Annotated in this window: 16 protein-coding genes and 1 pseudogene; 11 read left to right on the forward strand and 6 right to left on the reverse strand. The window is 71.7% G+C overall.

What is annotated here, in order from left to right; all coding sequences use genetic code 11:
- Window positions 1-43 precede the first annotated feature (43 nt).
- Window positions 44-919, reverse strand: a complete 876-nt coding sequence (locus tag K3769_RS11045; protein ID WP_267026261.1) for a MaoC/PaaZ C-terminal domain-containing protein — start codon at window positions 917-919, stop codon at window positions 44-46.
- A gap of 333 nt (window positions 920-1252) precedes the next feature.
- On the opposite strand from K3769_RS11045, the gene K3769_RS11050 reads away from it, so the two are divergent.
- From K3769_RS11050 to K3769_RS11095, 10 genes and pseudogenes are all read left to right on the forward strand, one after another.
- Window positions 1253-2302: an ABC transporter ATP-binding protein gene (locus tag K3769_RS11050; protein ID WP_372514912.1), complete on the forward strand. Its 1050-nt coding sequence runs from the start codon at window positions 1253-1255 to the stop codon at window positions 2300-2302.
- Between the two features lie 2 nt (window positions 2303-2304).
- Window positions 2305-3024 (forward strand): ABC transporter permease, encoded by a 720-nt coding sequence (locus K3769_RS11055; protein WP_267031322.1) that lies wholly within the window; start codon window positions 2305-2307, stop codon window positions 3022-3024.
- Between the two features lie 135 nt (window positions 3025-3159).
- Window positions 3160-4405 (forward strand): annotated as a pseudogene (locus tag K3769_RS11060) (sensor histidine kinase).
- Between the two features lie 284 nt (window positions 4406-4689).
- Window positions 4690-5322: a response regulator transcription factor gene (locus tag K3769_RS11065; protein ID WP_267031323.1), complete on the forward strand. Its 633-nt coding sequence runs from the start codon at window positions 4690-4692 to the stop codon at window positions 5320-5322.
- A gap of 224 nt (window positions 5323-5546) precedes the next feature.
- Window positions 5547-7301, forward strand: a complete 1755-nt coding sequence (locus tag K3769_RS11070; RefSeq protein WP_267026262.1) for an MFS transporter — start codon at window positions 5547-5549, stop codon at window positions 7299-7301.
- A 495-nt stretch (window positions 7302-7796) separates the two neighbouring features.
- Window positions 7797-8447, forward strand: coding sequence for a class I SAM-dependent methyltransferase (locus K3769_RS11075; protein ID WP_267026263.1), 651 nt, complete (start codon window positions 7797-7799; stop codon window positions 8445-8447).
- A 73-nt stretch (window positions 8448-8520) separates the two neighbouring features.
- A complete protein-coding gene (locus K3769_RS11080; protein WP_267026264.1) occupies window positions 8521-9465 on the forward strand; it encodes an N-acetylmuramoyl-L-alanine amidase in 945 nt (314 codons plus the stop codon).
- Between the two features lie 158 nt (window positions 9466-9623).
- The gene (locus K3769_RS11085; protein WP_267026265.1) at window positions 9624-10478 is read left to right on the forward strand and encodes a hypothetical protein; all 855 of its coding nucleotides are present in this window, start codon (window positions 9624-9626) and stop codon (window positions 10476-10478) included.
- A gap of 127 nt (window positions 10479-10605) precedes the next feature.
- The gene (locus K3769_RS11090; protein WP_267026266.1) at window positions 10606-11613 is read left to right on the forward strand and encodes an LLM class F420-dependent oxidoreductase; all 1008 of its coding nucleotides are present in this window, start codon (window positions 10606-10608) and stop codon (window positions 11611-11613) included.
- 92 nt (window positions 11614-11705) lie between these two features.
- Window positions 11706-11996: a hypothetical protein gene (locus tag K3769_RS11095; RefSeq protein WP_267026267.1), complete on the forward strand. Its 291-nt coding sequence runs from the start codon at window positions 11706-11708 to the stop codon at window positions 11994-11996.
- Between the two features lie 52 nt (window positions 11997-12048).
- Here K3769_RS11095 and K3769_RS11100 read toward each other — a convergent pair whose 3' ends face one another.
- From K3769_RS11100 to K3769_RS11110, 3 genes are read right to left on the reverse strand one after another with little or no spacing between them, the layout of a single operon-like run.
- The gene (locus tag K3769_RS11100) at window positions 12049-13119 is read right to left on the reverse strand and encodes a glucosidase family protein (protein ID WP_267026268.1); all 1071 of its coding nucleotides are present in this window, start codon (window positions 13117-13119) and stop codon (window positions 12049-12051) included.
- The gene (locus K3769_RS11105) at window positions 13116-13859 is read right to left on the reverse strand and encodes a class I SAM-dependent methyltransferase (protein ID WP_267026269.1); all 744 of its coding nucleotides are present in this window, start codon (window positions 13857-13859) and stop codon (window positions 13116-13118) included. The genes K3769_RS11100 and K3769_RS11105 overlap by 4 nt, the downstream gene beginning before the upstream one ends.
- Entirely contained in the window at window positions 13853-15292 is a 1440-nt protein-coding gene (locus K3769_RS11110) for a glycosyltransferase family 4 protein (protein ID WP_267026270.1), read from the reverse strand. Before K3769_RS11110 ends, K3769_RS11105 begins: the two co-directional genes overlap by 7 nt.
- 248 nt (window positions 15293-15540) lie before the next feature.
- On the opposite strand from K3769_RS11110, the gene K3769_RS11115 reads away from it, so the two are divergent.
- On the forward strand, window positions 15541-16218 hold the full coding sequence (locus K3769_RS11115) for a TetR family transcriptional regulator (protein ID WP_267026271.1): 678 nt from the start codon (window positions 15541-15543) through the stop codon (window positions 16216-16218).
- A 229-nt stretch (window positions 16219-16447) separates the two neighbouring features.
- Here K3769_RS11115 and K3769_RS11120 read toward each other — a convergent pair whose 3' ends face one another.
- Both K3769_RS11120 and K3769_RS11125 read right to left on the reverse strand, forming a co-directional pair.
- Window positions 16448-16681: a ferredoxin gene (locus tag K3769_RS11120; protein ID WP_267026272.1), complete on the reverse strand. Its 234-nt coding sequence runs from the start codon at window positions 16679-16681 to the stop codon at window positions 16448-16450.
- A gap of 2 nt (window positions 16682-16683) precedes the next feature.
- A complete protein-coding gene (locus K3769_RS11125; RefSeq protein WP_267026273.1) occupies window positions 16684-18141 on the reverse strand; it encodes an aldehyde dehydrogenase in 1458 nt (485 codons plus the stop codon).
- Window positions 18142-18200 lie beyond the last annotated feature (59 nt).

An 18200-nucleotide genomic window follows, 5' to 3' on the forward strand; every position in this document is an offset into this window, starting at 1 on the left:
GTGTGGACCACGTATGGACGACGTATGGGCGATTTACGGCGACTCAGGTGTGTTCGACGACGGTGTCGGTGAGGACGGGTGTGTCGTCGCGTTCGGCCGCGCCCACCGTCACCCGGACCCGGCCGTCCTCCTCCCACATGCGCACCCGCAGGGTCTCGCCCGGGTACACCACCCCGGCGAACCGCGTGGCGCAGGAACGGACCCGGGTGACATCGCCGCCGAGCACGGTGTCCACGACCGCCTTCAGCGTCATCCCGTACGTGCACAGCCCGTGCAGGATCGGGCGGTCGAAACCGGCGAGCTTGGCGAACTCGGGGTCGGCGTGCAGCGGGTTCCAGTCGCCGGAGAGCCGGTACAGGAGGGCCTGGTCCTCGCGGATCGGGCGCTCGACCGTCCGGTCCGGGGCGCCCGCCGGTGGTTCGGGGCGCGTGGAGGGGCCCCGGTCACCGCCGAACCCGCCCTCGCCGCGTACGAAGATCTGGGCGTCGTTGGTCCACAGCGGCCCGTCCGCGTCGGCGACCTCGGTGCGTACGACGAGGATGGCGGCCTTGCCCTTGTCGTACACGGCGGCGATCCGGGCGGTGGCGACGGCCTCGCCCGCGACCGGGATCGGCCGGTGGAGCATGACGCTCTGGCCGCCGTGCAGGACATGCGCGAGGTTGACGTCGACGCCCGGCATGGAGAGGCCGCTGATCACGCCCGGGGAGCCCGCGCCCGCGACGGTCGCGAAGCTCGGCAGGACGTGCAGCCTGGACTCCAGGGTGTAGCGCAGTTCGTCGGGGTCGGTCGCGGGGGTGTCCCGGTCGGGGTTCGCGCCGGCGCCGAGGCCGAGGTGGTAGAGCTGGACGTCCTTGTGACCCCAGGCGATCCCGGCGGACCGGGGCTCGGCCGCGAGGGCCTGGGCAACGTCGATGGGCATGGGGCTCCTGACTGCCACGCGGCGAACACGGAGAACACGGAGACGTACGGGGGACGCGGGGACATGGGGACACGGGAAGACCTCGATGCGGCCGTCCGCACCGTCGGCCGCACCGAGGTCGACTCTGGGCCGGAGGGCCTGGAACCCGCCCGTTCTAGAACGCGTTCCAGTACCGGCGATCCCCTGTATAGCCGAGCCCCGGGCACATGTGAAGACTCCTGACGCCATGTCAGATCGCATCTGGGGCCGTGTCCCGGCAGTGACATTTGTCCTGCCCGAGTCCGTACATGCGCATCTGCCACGCCCCACCCGCCGCTCCGTAGCGTCGTACCCATGACGAAGACGGGGACGAGGACAGGGCCGGAACTGTGGCCGGAGACGGGGCCGGAGACGGCGGCGGTGCGGATGACGGGGGCGGTCAAGGCCTTCGGTGCGGTACGGGCCGTGAACGGCGTCGACCTGGAGATCGCCCGCGGCGAGACGGTCGCGCTCCTCGGCCGCAACGGCGCGGGCAAGTCCACCGCGATCTCCCTCCTGCTGGGCATGGACGAGCCCGACGAGGGCACTGTCCGCCTCTTCGGCGCCGCTCCGGAGCACGCCGTACGGGCCGGCCGGGTCGGTGCCATGCTGCAGGAGGGGCGGCCCGTGCCGCGGGTGACGGTGGGTGAACTGGTCGGGTTCGTGGCCGGTACGTACCCCGCGCCGATGCCGGTCGCGGAGTCCCTGGCGCTGGCGGGCATCGCCGACCTGGCCGGACGGCGCGTCGACCGGCTCTCCGGGGGCCAGACGCAGCGGGTGCGGTTCGCGGTCGCCCTCGTCGGGAACCCCTCGCTGATCGTGCTCGACGAACCGACCGCGGCCCTGGACGTGGAGGCCCGGTACGCGTTCTGGGACTCGATGCGGGCGTACGCGCGCCGCGGCCACACCGTCCTCTTCTCCACGCACTATCTGGAGGAGGCGGACGCCAACGCCGACCGGATCGTGGTCGTCGACCACGGGCGGATCGTCGCCGACGGCACCGGCGAGCAGCTCAGGCGGGCCGCGGGCGGCAGTCTCGTCGCCTTCGACCTCGCGGGCACCGCCTTCGACCCCGACGGTGCCGAAGGCGGTACAGGTACCGGCACGGAGGGGCTGTCCCTGCTGCCCGGCGTGGTCTCCCTGGAGGTCCGCGGGGGCCGGGCCCGGCTGCGGACCGAGGACCCGGACGCGACGGTGATCGCGCTGGCCGAACGAGATGCGATACGCGGCCTGGAGGTCGCCCCGGCCTCGCTGGACGACGCGTTCCTGGCCCTGACCGCCCCGGCCTCCGGGACGGCCTCCGGGACGGCCTCCGACGGGGCCGCCGACACGGTGGCCCCGCTCGCTCCCCTGGAGACGGTGTGATGATGCTCGCCTACCTGCGGCTCGAAGTGCGCCGGACGCTGCGTGACGTCGGTTTCATGATCGGCGGGGTCGTGATGCCGGTGGTGATGTACTTGCTGTTCACGAACCTCGGGGGCGGCGCCGACGGCGACTGGAAGACCGCTTCCATGATCGGTATGGCCGCGTACGGTGCGATGGGCTCGGCCCTCAACACCGGCGGCGGCGTCGCCGAGGACCGCACGATCGGCTGGCTGCGACAGCTGCGGATCACTCCGATGAGCCCGCGCCAGGTGGTCGCCGGGCGCGCGCTGACCGGCGCGGTGACGGTGCTGCCGGCGATCGTGGCGGTCCTCGCGGCGGGCGGCCTGGTCAACGGCGTACGGCTGGACGCCTGGAAGTGGGCCGTGATCGCGCTGTCGCTCTGGCTCGGCTCGGTCCCCTTCACCCTGCTCGGGCTCGGCAACGGCTACCGGCTGACCGCGCAGGCCACCGGCGTGGTGAACATGGTGTGCAACCTGACGCTCGCGGTGGTCGGCGGGCTGTGGTTCCCGCTGGCCCTCTTCCCCGGCTGGCTGCGGTCGTTGTCGTCCTACACGCCCACGAACCGCTTCGCGCAGCTCGGTACGGCCGTCGCCGACGGGCGGGCGCCGGCGCTCGCGGCCGTGCTGGTGCTGACCGGCTGGCTGCTGCTCTTCGGCTCGTACGCTGTGGTCTCGTACCGCAGGTCCGCGCGGGCTGTCTGAATGGAAACGCGAACGGAAACACAAACGGACAGGGACACGGACACGGACACGGACAGGGACGGGGACGGGGACGGGGACAGGGACACGGGAACGAGAACGAGAACAGAGACGGGCACGGGAACGGGAGCTGGGGAGATGTCCTGGTTGCGGAGCGTCGGTGGTCGGCTGGCCGCCCGGCGGGAGGGGCGGGCCGGGTGCGGTGCTGGTGGTGCTGCCGGTACCGGGAGGCTTCCTGAGCACCTGGGGCCGCCGCCCAGCGGTTTCGCGCTGCTGCCCTGGCTCCTCATGGGGATGGGCGCCTTCTCCAACCTCTTCCAGGGCAAGACCCCGAACCCGTGGATCGGTGGCATCGGACTCCTCGTCTTCAACTCCCTTTACATCCAGGTGGTGTTCCGCGCCTTCTCCAAGAAGGCCCGCGAGGCGCGTTCCACCCGGGCCGCGCTGATCGCGCTGGGCGTGGTGACCTGCCTCCTCGGCGGTCTGTACGGGGGCAGCTGGCTCCTCTTCTTCCCGCTGCTCGGGCTCGCGGCGGGCGCGATCGTGCGGGGGCCGTGGCTCGGCAGGACCTGTATCGGACTGAGCGTGCTCGCGGGCGGCATGGCCTGGCTGCGGGACGGCTGGGGCGCGGTGAACGTCGCGTACGGCACGTTCCTGTCCACCATGGTGACCGCCGCGATCCTGTCGCTGTCGGACGCGGTACGTGAACTGCGGGCCGCGCGGGAGGAGTTGGCACACCAGGCCGTCGAGAAGGAGCGCCTGCGCTTCTCCCGCGATCTGCACGACCTGCTCGGGCACACGCTCTCCGTGATCGTCGTGAAGTCGGAGGCGGCCCGGCGCCTCGCCCACCGTGATCTGGACGCGGCGCTCGTCCAGGTCTCCGACATCGAGTCGGTCGGGCGGCAGGCGCTCACCGAGATCCGTGAGGCGGTCACGGGGTATCGGGAGGGCAGCCTGGCCACTGATCTGGACCGGGCGCGGTCGGCGCTGCTGGCGGCGGGCATCGAACCGGACGTACGGCAGTCGGGGCCGCCGTTGTCCGCGCAGACGGAGGCGCTGCTGGGGTGGGTCGTGCGGGAGGCGGTCACCAACGCGGTGCGGCACAGCGGCGCTCGCCGCTGTGCGATCACGGTGGACGGGGGGTCGGAGCGGGTTCGGGTGCGGGTGTCGGACGACGGCGGGGGTGTGCGTGAGGCGGTGCGGGAGACGGTGCGGGAGACGGTGCCCGCGGGGGGCTCGTCGGCCGTGTTGCCGGGTATCGGCGGGACCGGGCTCAAGGGGCTGACCGAGCGGCTTGCGGCGGCGGGGGTTCTTTGGAGGCGGGGCCGGGGGTTGGGGTGGGTTTGTGGTGACGGCGGAGTTGCCGGGGGTGGTTGCCGCGTGAGCCCCTCCCGGGGCGGGGGGGGTGGATTGTCGGGTGGGGGTGGGTGGTGGCTGGCCGCGCCGTTCCCCGCGCCCCTAAAGGCAAAGGACTGCGCCGTTCCCCGCGCCCCTGAAGAGCAAATGACTGCGCCGTTCCCCGCGCCCCTGAAAGGCAAAAGACTGCCCCGTTCCCCGCGCCCCTGAAAGGCAAAAGACTGCGCCGTTCCCCGCGCCCCTTGGGCTGTGGTGGCTGTGGTGGTGCCGCGGGGGTGGGCGGGGGCCGCCTAAGGTTGGGGGGTGAACGAGATGCCCCGGGATCATCGGCCTGCCAAGTCCGTTCGTGTGCTGCTCGCCGAGGATCAGGGGATGATGCGGGGCGCGTTGGCGCTGCTGCTCGGGCTTGAGGCGGACATCGAGGTGGTGGCGCAGGTCGGCACCGGCGACGCCATCGTGGGGGCGGCCCTGGAATCCCGGCCCGACGTCGCACTGCTGGACATCGACCTGCCCGGCATCAGCGGTCTCGACGCCGCCGCGCTGTTGCGCGAGGAGACGCCTGACTGCCGCGTGCTGATCCTCACCACCTTCGGCCGGCCCGGTTACCTGCGGCGGGCCATGGAAGCGGGCGCCGCGGGCTTCCTCGTCAAGGACGGGCCCGTGGAGGAGCTGGCGCAGGCGATCCGCCGGGTGCTGACCGGGGAGACCGTCATCGACCCGGCGCTCGCCGCTGCCGCGCTGGGTGCCGGGCCGAACCCGCTCACCACCCGTGAGTGCGATGTGCTGAAGGCCTCGGCGGACGGGGCGACGGTCGCCGACATCGCGGCCAAGCTGCACCTCTCCGAGTCGACCGTCCGCAACTACCTCAGCTCCGCGATCGGCAAGACGGCGACCCGCAACCGTATGGAGGCCATGCGGGAGGCCCGCCACCAGGGGTGGCTGTAGCCCTTATCGGGAGGAGCACTCTGGCCGCGCGGGCGCGAACCCACCCCCAGGGGCGCGGGGAACGGCGCAATCTTCTGGCTTTTCGACGGCCGCACGTAATGAGAAGGTCAAGAATTCGTTAGCGGCCCGAAGCAACGGAATAGTTGCCTGGGCGCACGGGGTTCACCCTGCACTTACCTACGCCTGAAGCCCTGCCTGTCTCACGCCTCTGGAGGCCGCACGTAATGACCCGGACAGCGACGAACCCGCGCACCCGAAGGCCGAGCGGCAGCGGAATCGTCCCGGTACTGGCCTTCGCGGGCATCGTTGTCGCGGTGATGCAGACCCTGCTCGTGCCGGTCATCAAGGACCTGCCGGAACTGCTGGGCACCTCCCCCGGCAACGCCACCTGGGTCATGACCTCCACCCTGCTCGCGGGCGCCGTGTCCACGCCGATCATGGGCCGCCTCGGTGACCTCTACGGCAAGCGGCGCATGCTCATCGCCAGCCTCGCGGTGATGGTCGTGGGCTCGTTGATCGCCGGTTTCACCAGCGAACTGCTCGTGATGATCGTCGGCCGGGCCCTGCAGGGCTTCGCGATGGGCGCCATCCCGCTCGGCATCGGGCTGATGCGCGACGGGCTGCCGCGCGAGAAGCTCGGTTCGGCGATGGCCCTGATGAGCTCCTCGATCGGCGTCGGCGGCGGACTCGCCCTGCCGGTCGCGGCCCTGGTGGCGCAGCACGCCGACTGGCACGCGCTGTTCTTCGGCTCGGCGGGCCTCGGCGTCGTCTCGATCGTCCTCACCCTGATCTTCGTACCCGAGTCGCCGATGCGGGCCGTGGGCACCTTCGACGTCCTGGGCGCGCTCGGGCTGTCCGCCGGTCTTGTCCTCTTCCTCCTGCCGATCACCAAGGGCAGCGACTGGGGCTGGACGTCCGGCACGACGCTCGGCCTGTTCGGCGCGGCGGTGGCCGTCCTGCTCCTGTGGGGCGTGATGGAGCTGCGGCTGAAGGCTCCGCTGGTCGACCTGCGCACCACGGCCCGTCCGGCCGTCCTCTTCACCAACCTCGCCTCGATCATGGTCGGCGTCGCCTTCTACGCCGTCTCCCTCGTCCTGCCCCAGCTGCTCCAGCTGCCCTCGTCGACCGGTTACGGCCTCGGCCAGTCCATGGTCGTGGCGGGGCTGTGCGTGGCGCCGCTGGGCCTGACGATGATGTTCACCGCTCCGGTGTACGCCCGTATCTCCGCCAAGTACGGCCCCAAGGTCACGCTGATGATCGGCATGCTGATCATCGCGGTCGGGTACGGGGCCGGGCTCGGCCTGATGAGCGCCGCCTGGCAGACCATCGTCATCGCGGTGGTACTGGGCGCGGGCATCGGTCTCGCGTACTCCTCGCTGCCCGCGCTGATCATCGGCGCGGTGCCGGCGTCGGAGACGGGGGCGGCGAACGGGCTCAACACGTTGATGCGGTCGATCGGTACGTCCGTGTCGAGTGCCGTGATCGGCATGGTCCTGGCGAACACCGCGAACCAGGTGGGCGGGGTCGCCGTGCCCACGATGCACGGCTTCCGGGTGTCGTTCATGATCGCTACGGGTGCGGTGCTGCTGGGGCTGGTGTTCGCGGCGTTCCTGCCGGGACGGCGGGCGGCGGCGAACGCGGCGAAGCCGCACCTGGTCGCTTCCAGCGACCCTCTGCCCGAGCTTGCGCCGACTCCCGCTGCCCCGGTCTCCGGGTTCCGCGGCCGGGTCCTCACCTCGGACGGCGAGCCGGTCGCGCGGGCCAAGGTGACGCTGATCGACCGGCGGGGGCGGCAGGCGGGGGCGACGCTGTCGGCGCCGGACGGCGGCTACGCGCTCGCCGTACCGGCCGAGGGGGCATACGTCCTGGCCGTCACGGCGGTCGGCCACGGCCCCCTGGCCTCCGCGGCGAGCCACCCCGGCGGCGACGCGCCGATCCACATGGACCTGGCGCTCCCGGCAGCGAGGGTTCTCGCATAACACGCGCCGCCCCGGCAGAACCGAGAACCACCCCGCACACCAGCCCCCCAAGGGACGCGGGGAACGGCGCACCCACCCTCGACACACGTGCACCACGAAGCAAACCCGCACACCAGCCCCCCCAAGGGGCGCGGGGAACGGCGCACCCAGCCCCCACACACGTACACCACCATCCAACCCGCACGGCAGTGCCCCAAGGGGCGCGGGGAACTGCGCACCCCGCGGCAGCGGACCCGCACGCGGGCCCCAGCAAACTCCAGCGGAGCCGGACCGCCACGCGCAGGCACGTCCTCGCCGGCCGCGCAGTTCCCCGCGCCCCTGAAGACGCCACCCCCGAGGCAGTCGTCGGGTGCGGGCACGTCGTAGCCGGCCGCGCAGTTCCCCGCGCCCCTGAAAGCGCGCACCCCGGGCGCAGCCCCTCCCAGCGCCCCGCCGCAGGCGTACGGCACCATGGCGGGCACACCCGCCACCCCCGTCACGACCTGGAGGACCCCCATGCCCCCCGCCCCCGCACCCCCCGTACTCGCCGCGTTCGAGGGGGCAAAGGGGTTCATGCCCCTGCGGGAAGGCCTCGCGCTGTACGGCGCCGCCGTCGAGGCGGGACGGCTCGGCCTCCCCCTGCTGGAGGTCGGCACGTACTGCGGCCGTTCCACGATCCTGCTCGCCGACGCCGCCCGCACGGCCGGCGTCACGGCCGTCACCGTCGACCACCACCGCGGCAGCGAGGAACAGCAGCCCGGCTGGGAGTACCACGACCCCACCACGGTCGACCCGGAACTCGGCCGCATGGACACCCTTCCGGCCTTCCGCCGTACGCTCCACCGGGCCGGCCTGGAGGACCACGTGGTCGCGGTAGTAGGCCGCTCCCCGCAGATCGCCGCCTTCTGGAACTCCCCTCTCGGCCTCGTCTTCATCGACGGCGGCCACACCGACGAGCACGCGAGCGGCGACTACGAGGGCTGGGCACCCCACGTCGCCGAGGGCGGGCTGCTGCTCATCCACGACGTGTTCCCGGACCCGGTGGACGAGTTCACCGGCCAGGCGCCGTACCGCGTGTATCTGCGGGCGCTGGAGTCCGGCGCGTTCACGGAGGTCTCGGCGACGGACTCCCTGCGCGTGCTGCGCCGCACCGGCAAGGGGATCTGAGGGATCCGTACGAGGGATCGGTACGAGGGATCGGTACGAGGGATCCGCCCGGCCGACCCGTAAGGTGTTGGCCGTGTCATACGTAGGCCCGGACTTCGAACCCCCACGCCCCCCGCGCCACCCCCTGCGCGGACCCCTGACCGTCGCCGTCGCCGCGCTCGTACCGGGGGCCCTGGCGGGCTGGCTGGTGTGGCAGGCGGTGGGCGACCCCGACGACGGGGACGGATCGGCGGCAGCCGCACGGACATCGGCCCCGGCAAGTGCAAGCGCAAGCGCATCCGCGTCCTCGTCCGAGCTGCCGGCCCCCGCCGACGACGGCAAGGAGCAGGGCGGTGGCGGTTCCGGGCCCCTCAAGGGCAAGGTCGTCGTCATCGACCCCGGTCACAACCCGGGCAACTTCCGGCACCCGTCCGACATCAACCGCAAGGTGGACATCGGGACGAACTGGAAGGAGTGCGACACGACGGGCACGGCGAGCAACGCCGGTTACACGGAAGCCGAGTTCACCCTCGACGTCTCACACCGGCTGCGCACGATCCTCAAGGAGGAGGGCGCCACGGTGAAGTTCACCCAGGACGGCGACCGCCCCTGGGGCCCGTGCGTGGACGAGCGGGCCGAGATCGGCAACAAGGCCAAGGCGGACGCCGTCGTGTCGATCCACGCGGACGGCTCGGCGCCGGGCAACCGCGGCTTCCATGTGATCCTGCCGGGCTCGGTGCACTCCGGCGCCGCCGACACCCGCCCCATCGTCGCCTCCTCCCGCGAGCTGGGCGAACGCGTCGCCGGCGGCTTCCTGCGCACCACCGGCGGCCCGCCGTCCAACTACATCGGTGACGGCACCGGCCTCGACGTGCGCAAAGACCTCGGCGGTCTCAATCTGTCAACGGTTCCGAAGGTGTTCATCGAGTGCGGCAACATGCGCGACACCAAGGACGTCTCGCAGCTGACCAGCGGCGCCTGGCGGCAGAAGGCGGCGGAGGGAATCTCTGAGGGAATCGTGAGTTTCCTGCGCGGGTAGCGATCAGAGGGGACATCCGGGCGGACACCCGTGTAGGGCGGGCGATAGTGTCCTCCCTACGATAAGGGGCCACCCCTTCGCTTCCCACCACGACCGGACGACGACGTGGTGACGGCGACGCCTCTACCGATGACGAGACGACTGACGAAGGACCTGAAGTGAATATCCGCTCCCTCAGTCGAGGCGACGGCGTGGTGATCGGAGCAGCGGTTCTGCTGTTGATCGCGTCGTTCCTCGACATCTACTCGATCGACGGGGCCCCCGACAGCGCCGACATCCCGAACGCCTGGGGAAGTGGCCCGGTCCTCCTGAGCGTCACGCTGGCCGGCATCATCGGCGCCGCGCTGATCGTCGTGGCCCGCGGTCTGCCGCAGGCGCCGAAGGTCGCCGGTCTCGACCTCGGCCCGTTCGGTGTCGCCTTCACGGTGTTCGCCGCCTGGAGCGCCCTCGGGAACATCTTCGACCCGGCCGGCGGCTTCGACAACAACGGTGGCAGTGACGCCATCGGCAGCGGCACCGGCCTCATCCTCAGCTTCATCGCCACCCTGATCCTCGCGGGTGCCGCGATCGCGACCCCGCTGGTCCCGGCCCTCAAGGGCGCGCTCCTGCCGCCCCCGAAGCCGGCCGCCCCGCAGCCCTACGGCGGCCAGCCGCAGGGTGGTTACGGCTACCCGGGCGCCCAGCAGCCGGGCCCGTCCTTCGGCGGTCAGCCAGGACAGCCGCAGCAGGGCCAGCCGTTCGGCACGCAGCCCGGTCAGCCTCAGCCGCAGCAGCCCCACCAGGCGCAGGCCCCGCAGGCGCAGCAGCCCGCGGGGGACTTCGCGCCGTTCTGGTTCGCGGTGCCGGTGGCCCGGCCGCTGTTCTCGGAGGACGGTTCGCCCACCCCGATCGCCGAGCTGGCGCCGGGTACGTGGTACTTGGCCGTCGAGCAGCGCGGTCCGAGCCTGGTGGCCCAGACGCAGGACGGCCGCCGCGGCGTGCTCCAGGACACGTCCGGGATCCAGCGCGGCTGACCCCGTCACCGCCGGTCCGTCACGGCCCTCCGCCCAGGGTGCTCCTCGGAGCCCTTCCGGGCGGGGGGCCGTTCCCGTACAGTCGGCCCGGCCCGGAGAACATCTGACGGACCGTCAGGAGTGCTGTATGCGGCTCGGACTCGCCCTCGGTTACTGGGGTCGCGGCCCCTCGGCGGACCAGGTGCCCCTCGCGCTGGAGGCGGAACGGCTCGGCTACGACTCGGTGTGGACCGCCGAGTCCTGGGGCTCGGACGCCTTCACCCCGCTCACCTGGATCGCGGCACGTACCTCAAGGATCAAGCTGGGTACCGCGGTGGCCCAGATGGCGGCCCGCTCCCCCACCACGACGGCGATGCACGCGCTCACGCTCGACCATCTCTCGGGCGGGCGCGTGATGCTCGGGCTCGGCCTGTCCGGACCGCAGGTCGTCGAGGGCTGGTACGGGCGGCCGTTCCCGAAGTCACCGCTGACGGCGACCCGGGAGTACGTCGACGTCGTACGCCAGGTCCTGCGGCGCGAGGGCCCGGTCGAGCTGGACGGCCGCTTCCACACGCACCCGTACCGGGGCGCCGACGGCACCGGGCTCGGCAAGGCGCTCAAGCCGATCACGCACCCGCTCCGGCCCGACCTGCCCGTACTGCTGGGGGCCGAGGGGCCGAAGAACATCGCCCAGACGACGCGGATCGCGGACGGCTGGCTGCCGCTGTACTGGTCACCGACGCGGACCGAGGTGTACGAGGCTTCGCTGGGCGCGGCGCCCGAGGGTTTCCTCGTCGCTCCGATGGCCCGGGCGCAGGTCTGCGACGACGTCGCCGAGGGGTTGCTGCCCGTGAAGGCGATGCTCGGCTTCTACATCGGCGGGATGGGGCACGCGGCCCGGAACTTCCATGCGGATCTGATGGCGCGGATGGGGTTCGAGGAGGAGGCGCGGCGGGTGCAGGAGCTGTTCCTGGCGGGGCGGCGGGAGGAGGCGGTGCGTGCCGTGCCGGACGCGTTCGCGGACGAGATCTCGCTGATCGGGCCACGCGCGCGGATCGCCGAGCGGCTGGAGTTGTGGCGCAAGGGTCCCGTGACGGACCTGCTGCTCCTGTCCCCCGACCCTCACACGCTGCGCACGGTGGCCGACCTGAACTGAGCACGCCCCCGCGCGATCCAGGATGTCGACTTGCGGGCCGTCAGGAGAAAGTCTCCAGGTTTCACACGGGATCCAGGGGTAATCCGCATGACATGTCCCCTCGATATCGCAACGGTTCCAATTCAGCAGGCAGGGTCGTCGCCATCGTTGCCGACATCATGGCCTTCATCCTCGGCCTGTGGATCCTCATGTACCTGCTGGACGCCAACCAGGGCAACACGTTCGTCCAGTTCATCCATGACTGCGCACGCTGGCTCGCCGGCTGGTCGCACGACCTGTTCACGTTCGACGAGCAGTGGGCACGGGTCGTCGCGGGCTACGGTCTCGCGGCCGTCGTCTACCTCTTCATCGGGCACGCGATAGCCAACCGCGTACGCAGCTGATCCATCCCGGCCGCGTACCCGACTGGCCACCGTCCGGCAGCGGTCGGGTCCGCTACCGGCAGCAGTCGGGGTCCAGTCCGAACGGCAGGCGGTCGCCGCCGAAGACCGCGCAGGTCGCCTCGTCACCGCCCAGTGCGGCCACGGCGAGGAGCAGGGAGCCCGCCGTCCACGAGGTGAGCTCCTCCGGCCAGATCGCCCGTGAGTCGAAGACATAGCCGGTCCAGTACAGGCCCGTCGCCGGGTCGCGCAGGTGCTGGATCGACTGCAGTATCTCCAGCGCGCGGTCGGACTCGCCCACGGCCCACAGGGCCAGGGCGAGTTCGGCCGATTCGCCGCCCGTCACCCAGGGGTTGGGCACCACGCAGCGCACCCCGAGCCCCGGGACCACGAACCGGTCCCAGTCCCGCTCGACGCGCTCCTTCGCCTCGGCGCCGGTGAGCGCACCGCCCAGCACCGGGTAGTACCAGTCCATCGAGTAGCGGTCCTTGTCGAGGAACCGCTCGGGGTGCCGGCGGATCGCGTGGCGCAGCGCGCCCACCGCCAACTCCCAGTCGGGCTGCGGCTCTTCGCGTTCCTCGGCGATGGCCAGCGCGCAGCGCAGCGCGTGGTGGACGGACGAACTCCCGGTCAGCAGCGCGTCGTTGACGGCCGTGCCGTCGTCCTCGCGCTTCCAGCCGATCTGGCCGCCGGGCAGCTGGAGTCCGAGGACGAACTCCACCGCCGCGAACACAGCCGGCCACATGCGGTCGAGGAAGGTGTCGTCGCCGGTCGCCAGGTAGTGGTGCCACACCCCGACGGCGATGTACGCACAGAAGTTGGTCTCGCGCCCGCGGTCGGTGACGTCGTCCGCGTCGCCGTCCGCGTAGGCCGCGTACCAGGAGCCGTCCTCGTTCTGGTGGCGGGCCAGCCACGCGTACGCCCGCGCGGCGGCCTCGTGCTCGCCGGCCGCGTCCAGGGCCATGGCGGCCTCGGTGTGGTCCCACGGGTCGAGGTGGTGGCCGCGGAACCACGGGATGGCGCCGTCCGCGCGCTGCACGGCCAGGATGCCCCGGACGGTCTGGGCGGCCTCTTCCGCGGTGAGCACCCCTGCCAGGACGAGGTGTTCGGTGCGCGGAGTCGTCACGAAGCGTCCGTGAGGGTGGCGGCGGGCAGGTGCGGCTTGGTCGCGTACGCCACGAAGCTCTTGCCGATCAGCGGGTTGAGCGCCTGCTCGGCGACCCGGGTCGCGAGGGGCTTCTTCATGATGTCCCAGACGAGGAGCTTGTGGTACGCCCGTACCGGCAGCGCCTTGTCGTTGTCGACGCCGAACGCGCACTTCAGCCACCAGTAGGGGCTGTGCAGGGCGTGGGCGTGGTGCGAGCCGTACGGCCGCAGGCCCGCCTCACGGATCTTGCCGAGCAGTTCGTCCGCCTTGTAGATGCGGATGTGCCCGCCCTCGACCTCGTGGTACGCGTCCGACAGCGACCAGCAGACCTTCTCGGGCCCGTAGCGCGGCACGGTGATCGCTATCCGTCCGCCTGGCCTGAGGACCCGGACCATCTCGGCGAGCACGCCCTTGTCGTCCGGGATGTGTTCCATCACCTCGGAGATGATGACGACGTCGAACGACTCGTCGGGGAAGGGCAGCCGCAGCGCGTCGCCCTCCATCGCGGTGGCGGTGGCGCCCTCGGGTGCCTCGCCCGCCTCCTTCATCGCGGCGAACCACTTGGCGACCTCGCGGATCTCCTCGCCGTTCTGGTCCAGCGCGACGACCTGGGCGCCGCGCCGGTAGCACTCGAAGGCGTGGCGTCCGGCCCCGCATCCGAGATCCAGCACGCGGTCCCCCGGGGCGAGCGGAAACCGAGAGAAGTCGACGGTCAGCACGTGGTCCTGCTTTCACGGTGAGGGGTGTCCACGGGGGTGTTCACGGGGGTGGCCTGTGGGGCCGCGGAGTGGCCGGGAGTCCGGGGCGCGGAGCGGTCGGGGCTGTGCGTCGCCGTCGCGGAGCGGTGGGCGTGGGCGATCGCCTCGCGGTAGCGGGCCACCGTGCCCTCCGCCGCGCGGGCCCAGGTGAACTTCTCCAGTACGCGGGCCCGCCCGGCCGCGCCGAGCCGCTCGCGCAGGCCCGGGTCGCCCAACACCCTGCTCAGGCCGACGGCCAGCGCCCCCGCGTCGCCGGGCGGAACGGCCAGGCAGGTCTCCCCGTCGGGCCCCGCGACCTCGGGGATGGCTCCGCCGGTGGTGGCCACCAGCGGCGTACCCGTGGCCATCGCCTCGGCGGCGGGCAGCGAGAAACCCTCGTACAGGGAGGGCACGCAGGCCACCTCGGCGGACCGCACGAGGTCGACGAGTTCCGCGTCCGGGATGCCCTTCACGAACTCCACGGCGTCTTCGAGCCCGTACCGCTCGATGAGCTGGGCGACCGGCCCGTCCTCGGCCCGTCGGCCGACCACGACGAGGTGGGCGGCGGGGTGCTCGGTGCGGACCTTGGCCAGCGCCTCGACGAGGTAGACGAGCCCCTTGAGGGGGACGTCGGCGCTGGAGGTGGTGACGATCCGGCCCGGCACCTTCGGCACGGCCGGATCGGGCGAGAACAGCTCGGCGTCGGCGCCGATGTGGACGACGTGGATCCGCTCGTCGCGTACGCCGAGGTGGTCGACGATCTCCTGGCGGGACGTACCGGAGACGGTGAGCACGGACGGCAGCCTGCGCGCCACCCGCTTCTGCATGCGCGTGAACGCGTACCAGCGGCGCACGGACGCCCGCTTGCGGCGGCTCCCGGCGACGTCCAGCTCCAACTGACGGTCCACGGTGATGGGGTGGTGGATGGTGGTGACCAGCGGCGCGCCCACGTCCCCCAGCAGCCCGTACCCCAGCGTCTGGTTGTCGTGCACGACGTCGAAGTCGCCGCGGCGGGCGCGCAGATGGCGGCGGGCGCGCAGCGAGAACGTCAGCGGTTCGGGAAAGCCCCCGGTCCACATCGTGCCGACCTCGACCGCGTCGATCCAGTCGCGGAACTCGTCCCGCTTCGGCGTACGGAAGGGGTCGGGCGAGCGGTACAGGTCGAGACTGGGCAGTTCGGTGAGGGTGAGTCCGTCCAGGCCCTCGCCCTCGTCGAGCACCGGGTAGGGCTGTGAGCCGATCACCTCGACGTGGTGGCCCAGCCGGGCGAGTTCGCGCGAGAGGTGCCGTACGTAGACACCCTGGCCGCCGCAGAACGGGTTCCCTTTGTAGGTGAGGAGCGCGATGCGCAGCGGTCGGTCGGCGTCGGCGGCCGAGCCCGCGTGGAGGCCTGCCTCCCTGGCCTCATGGGTCACTCTCGGCCCCCTTCTTCCAGCACGTTCCCGCGAGATTACTTCGGGACGGTAATCTAGAACAAGTTTCAGACTTGATCGTTCAGGGAGCACTGAATCTACCGGCAGGTAGCCCTCCTGTGAGCGGTGGATCGGGTGATTCACGCCACGGCGGGACCTCTACTCTGCTGTCGCCCGACCCGCCCCCGCCCGACCCACGGCCCTCTGTTGTACGAAGCCCTCTGTTGTACGAACGTCACGGAACGGGATCCATGCCTGCGGAAGCCAAGACTGCGGCGAAGGCCGCGCAGCCGCCCGTACGGGCCGCGCAGCCGGTCACTCCTCCGCTCACCGAGCGCCAGGAGGCGCGCCGGCGGCGGATCCTGCACGCGAGCGCGCAGCTGGCGAGCCGGGGCGGTTTCGACGCGGTACAGATGCGGGAGGTCGCGGAGTCGTCCCAGGTGGCCCTGGGCACGCTCTACCGCTACTTCCCGTCGAAGGTGCATCTGCTGGTCGCGACCATGCAGGACCAGCTGGCCCATATGCACGGCACGCTGCGCAAGAAGCCGCCGTCGGGGGACACGGCGGCGGAGCGGGTGGCGGAGACGCTGATGCGGGCGTTCCGCGCGCTGCAGCGGGAGCCGCATCTCGCGGACGCGATGGTCCGCGCGCTCACGTTCGCCGACCGGAGTGTCAGTCCGGAGGTCGACCAGGTGTCCCGGCAGACGACGGTGATCATCCTGGACGCGATGGGCCTCGACGACCCGACCCCGGCCCAGCTCTCCGCCGTCCGCGTGATCGAGCACACCTGGCACTCGGCCCTGATCACCTGGCTCTCCGGCCGCGCATCGATCGCCCAGGTCAAGATAGACATAGAAACGGTCTGCCAGCTGATCGACCTGACATCCCCCGCAGCGGTCAAGGGGCACGGGGAACGGCACAGCCTCTGAGGGACGCGGGGAACGGCGCGGGCAACCTTGGCGGGCCCGCACCCATGCTTTAAGGGGCGCGGGGAACTGCGCGGGCACCCCCGACCCGCCCGCACCTGCCATCCCACCTCCCCCCAACTCCCAAGGGGCGCGGGGAACAGCGCAGTCTTTAAAGGGGCGCGGGGAACGGCGCGGGCAACCATGGCGGGCCCGCACCTGCCCATCCCCCCCACCGCGCCGCGAGGCCCCCTCACTCCTCCGGAGGAAACACCCCCTCCCCGCTCCCCACCACCGTGATCATGATCGCCTCCACCGGACACCCCTCCGCCGCCTCCAGAACCTTCTCGCCCGCATCCCCCTCCGGCTCCACAGGATGTGACTGCATCGCCGAGTCGAGGCGAAACGCCGCCGGGGCGACATGCGTGCACTGGGCCGACCCGATGCACAGCGACCGGTCGACCTCCACATGCCAGCGATCCCCCATCCTCAGGCCTCCCACCCGGCCGGCAGATGGATCATCTTGTGCTCCAGGTACTCCCCGTACCCCTCGGGCCCGAACTCCCGCCCCAGCCCCGAGTTCTTGTAGCCGCCGAACGGCCCGAGCATGTCGAGGCTGAACGTGTTCACCGAGTACGTGCCGGTCCGCACCTGCCGCGCAACCTCGATCCCCCGCGCCACGTCCCCCGTCCACACACTCCCGCTCAGCCCGTAGTCGGAGTCGTTGGCGATCTTCACCGCCTCCGCCTCGTCCCCGTACGGGAGGAGGCAGATCACCGGCCCGAAGATCTCCTCGCGGGCGATCCGCATGGAGTTGTCGACGTCGCCGAAGAGCGTCGGCTCGACGTACCAGCCCCGGTCCAGACCCGCCGGCCGCCCGCCCCCGGTGAGGATCTTGGCGCCCTCCTCCTGCCCGATGCGGATGTAGTCGAGGCTGCGCTGCCGCTGCCGCCGCGCGACCAGCGGTCCGACCTGCGTCGCGGGATCCAGCGGGTCGCCGACCACCAGCGCGTTCGCCGCCGCCGCGAACGCCTCCGCGAACTCGTCGTAGCGCGAGCGCGGCAGCAGGATGCGGGTCTGGGCGACGCACGCCTGGCCGTTGTTCATCCAGGCCGCCGAGACGATCCCGGGCACCGCGGTCCCGATGTCCGCGTCCGGCAGGACCACCGCCGCCGACTTCCCGCCCAGTTCCAGCGTCACCCGGGTGAGGTTGCGCGAGGCGACCTCCATGACGCGCCGGCCCGCTCCGACCGACCCCGTGAAGGAGACCTTGTCGATGCCGGGATGCCCGACCAGGTACTCGCTGACCTCGCGGTCCGCCGGCAGGATCGACAGGACCCCTTCCGGCAGCCCGGCCTCCTTGGCGATCTCGCCGAGGATGTACGCGTCCAGCGGCGACTCGGGCGACGGCTTGAGGACGACCGTGCAACCGGTCAGCAGGGCGGGGGCGAGCTTGGCCGCCGCCACGAACTGCGGCACGTTCCAGGGGACGACGGCCGCGACGACCCCGACCGGCTCACGCCGTACGAGGATCTTCCCGAGCACCCCGTCACGTGTCTCTTCGTACGTGAAGTCCCGTGCGACCGTGATCGCCGCGTCCCACACCATCATCGCGCCGAGCGCCTGCGCGAGGACGCTCCAGGAGTAGGGGGAGCCGTTCTCGGAGGAGATGACCCGGGCGATCTCCTCGTGGCGTACGGCGATCGCGTCCTTGATCCGGGTGACCACCTCGACGCGCTCGTCGAGGGACATCCGCGGCCAGGGCCCCTCGTCGAAGGCGGTGCGCGCCGCCGCGACGGCCTGGTCGACGTCCTCCCGGGCGGCGTGCGGCACCCGGCCGATGACCTCCTCGGTGTGCGGGGAGACCACCTCGATGACGTCCCGTCCATGGGGAGCGGTCAGCTCGCCGCCGATGAACAGCTCTGCGTGTTCCACGAGTTCGGTCATGGCCGACTGCCTCTCCGGGGGCTGCGAGGACAACTCCTGACGGTGCATCAGACACTGGA

Source organism: Streptomyces ortus (assembly GCF_026341275.1).
Lineage (GTDB): Bacteria > Actinomycetota > Actinomycetes > Streptomycetales > Streptomycetaceae > Streptomyces > Streptomyces ortus.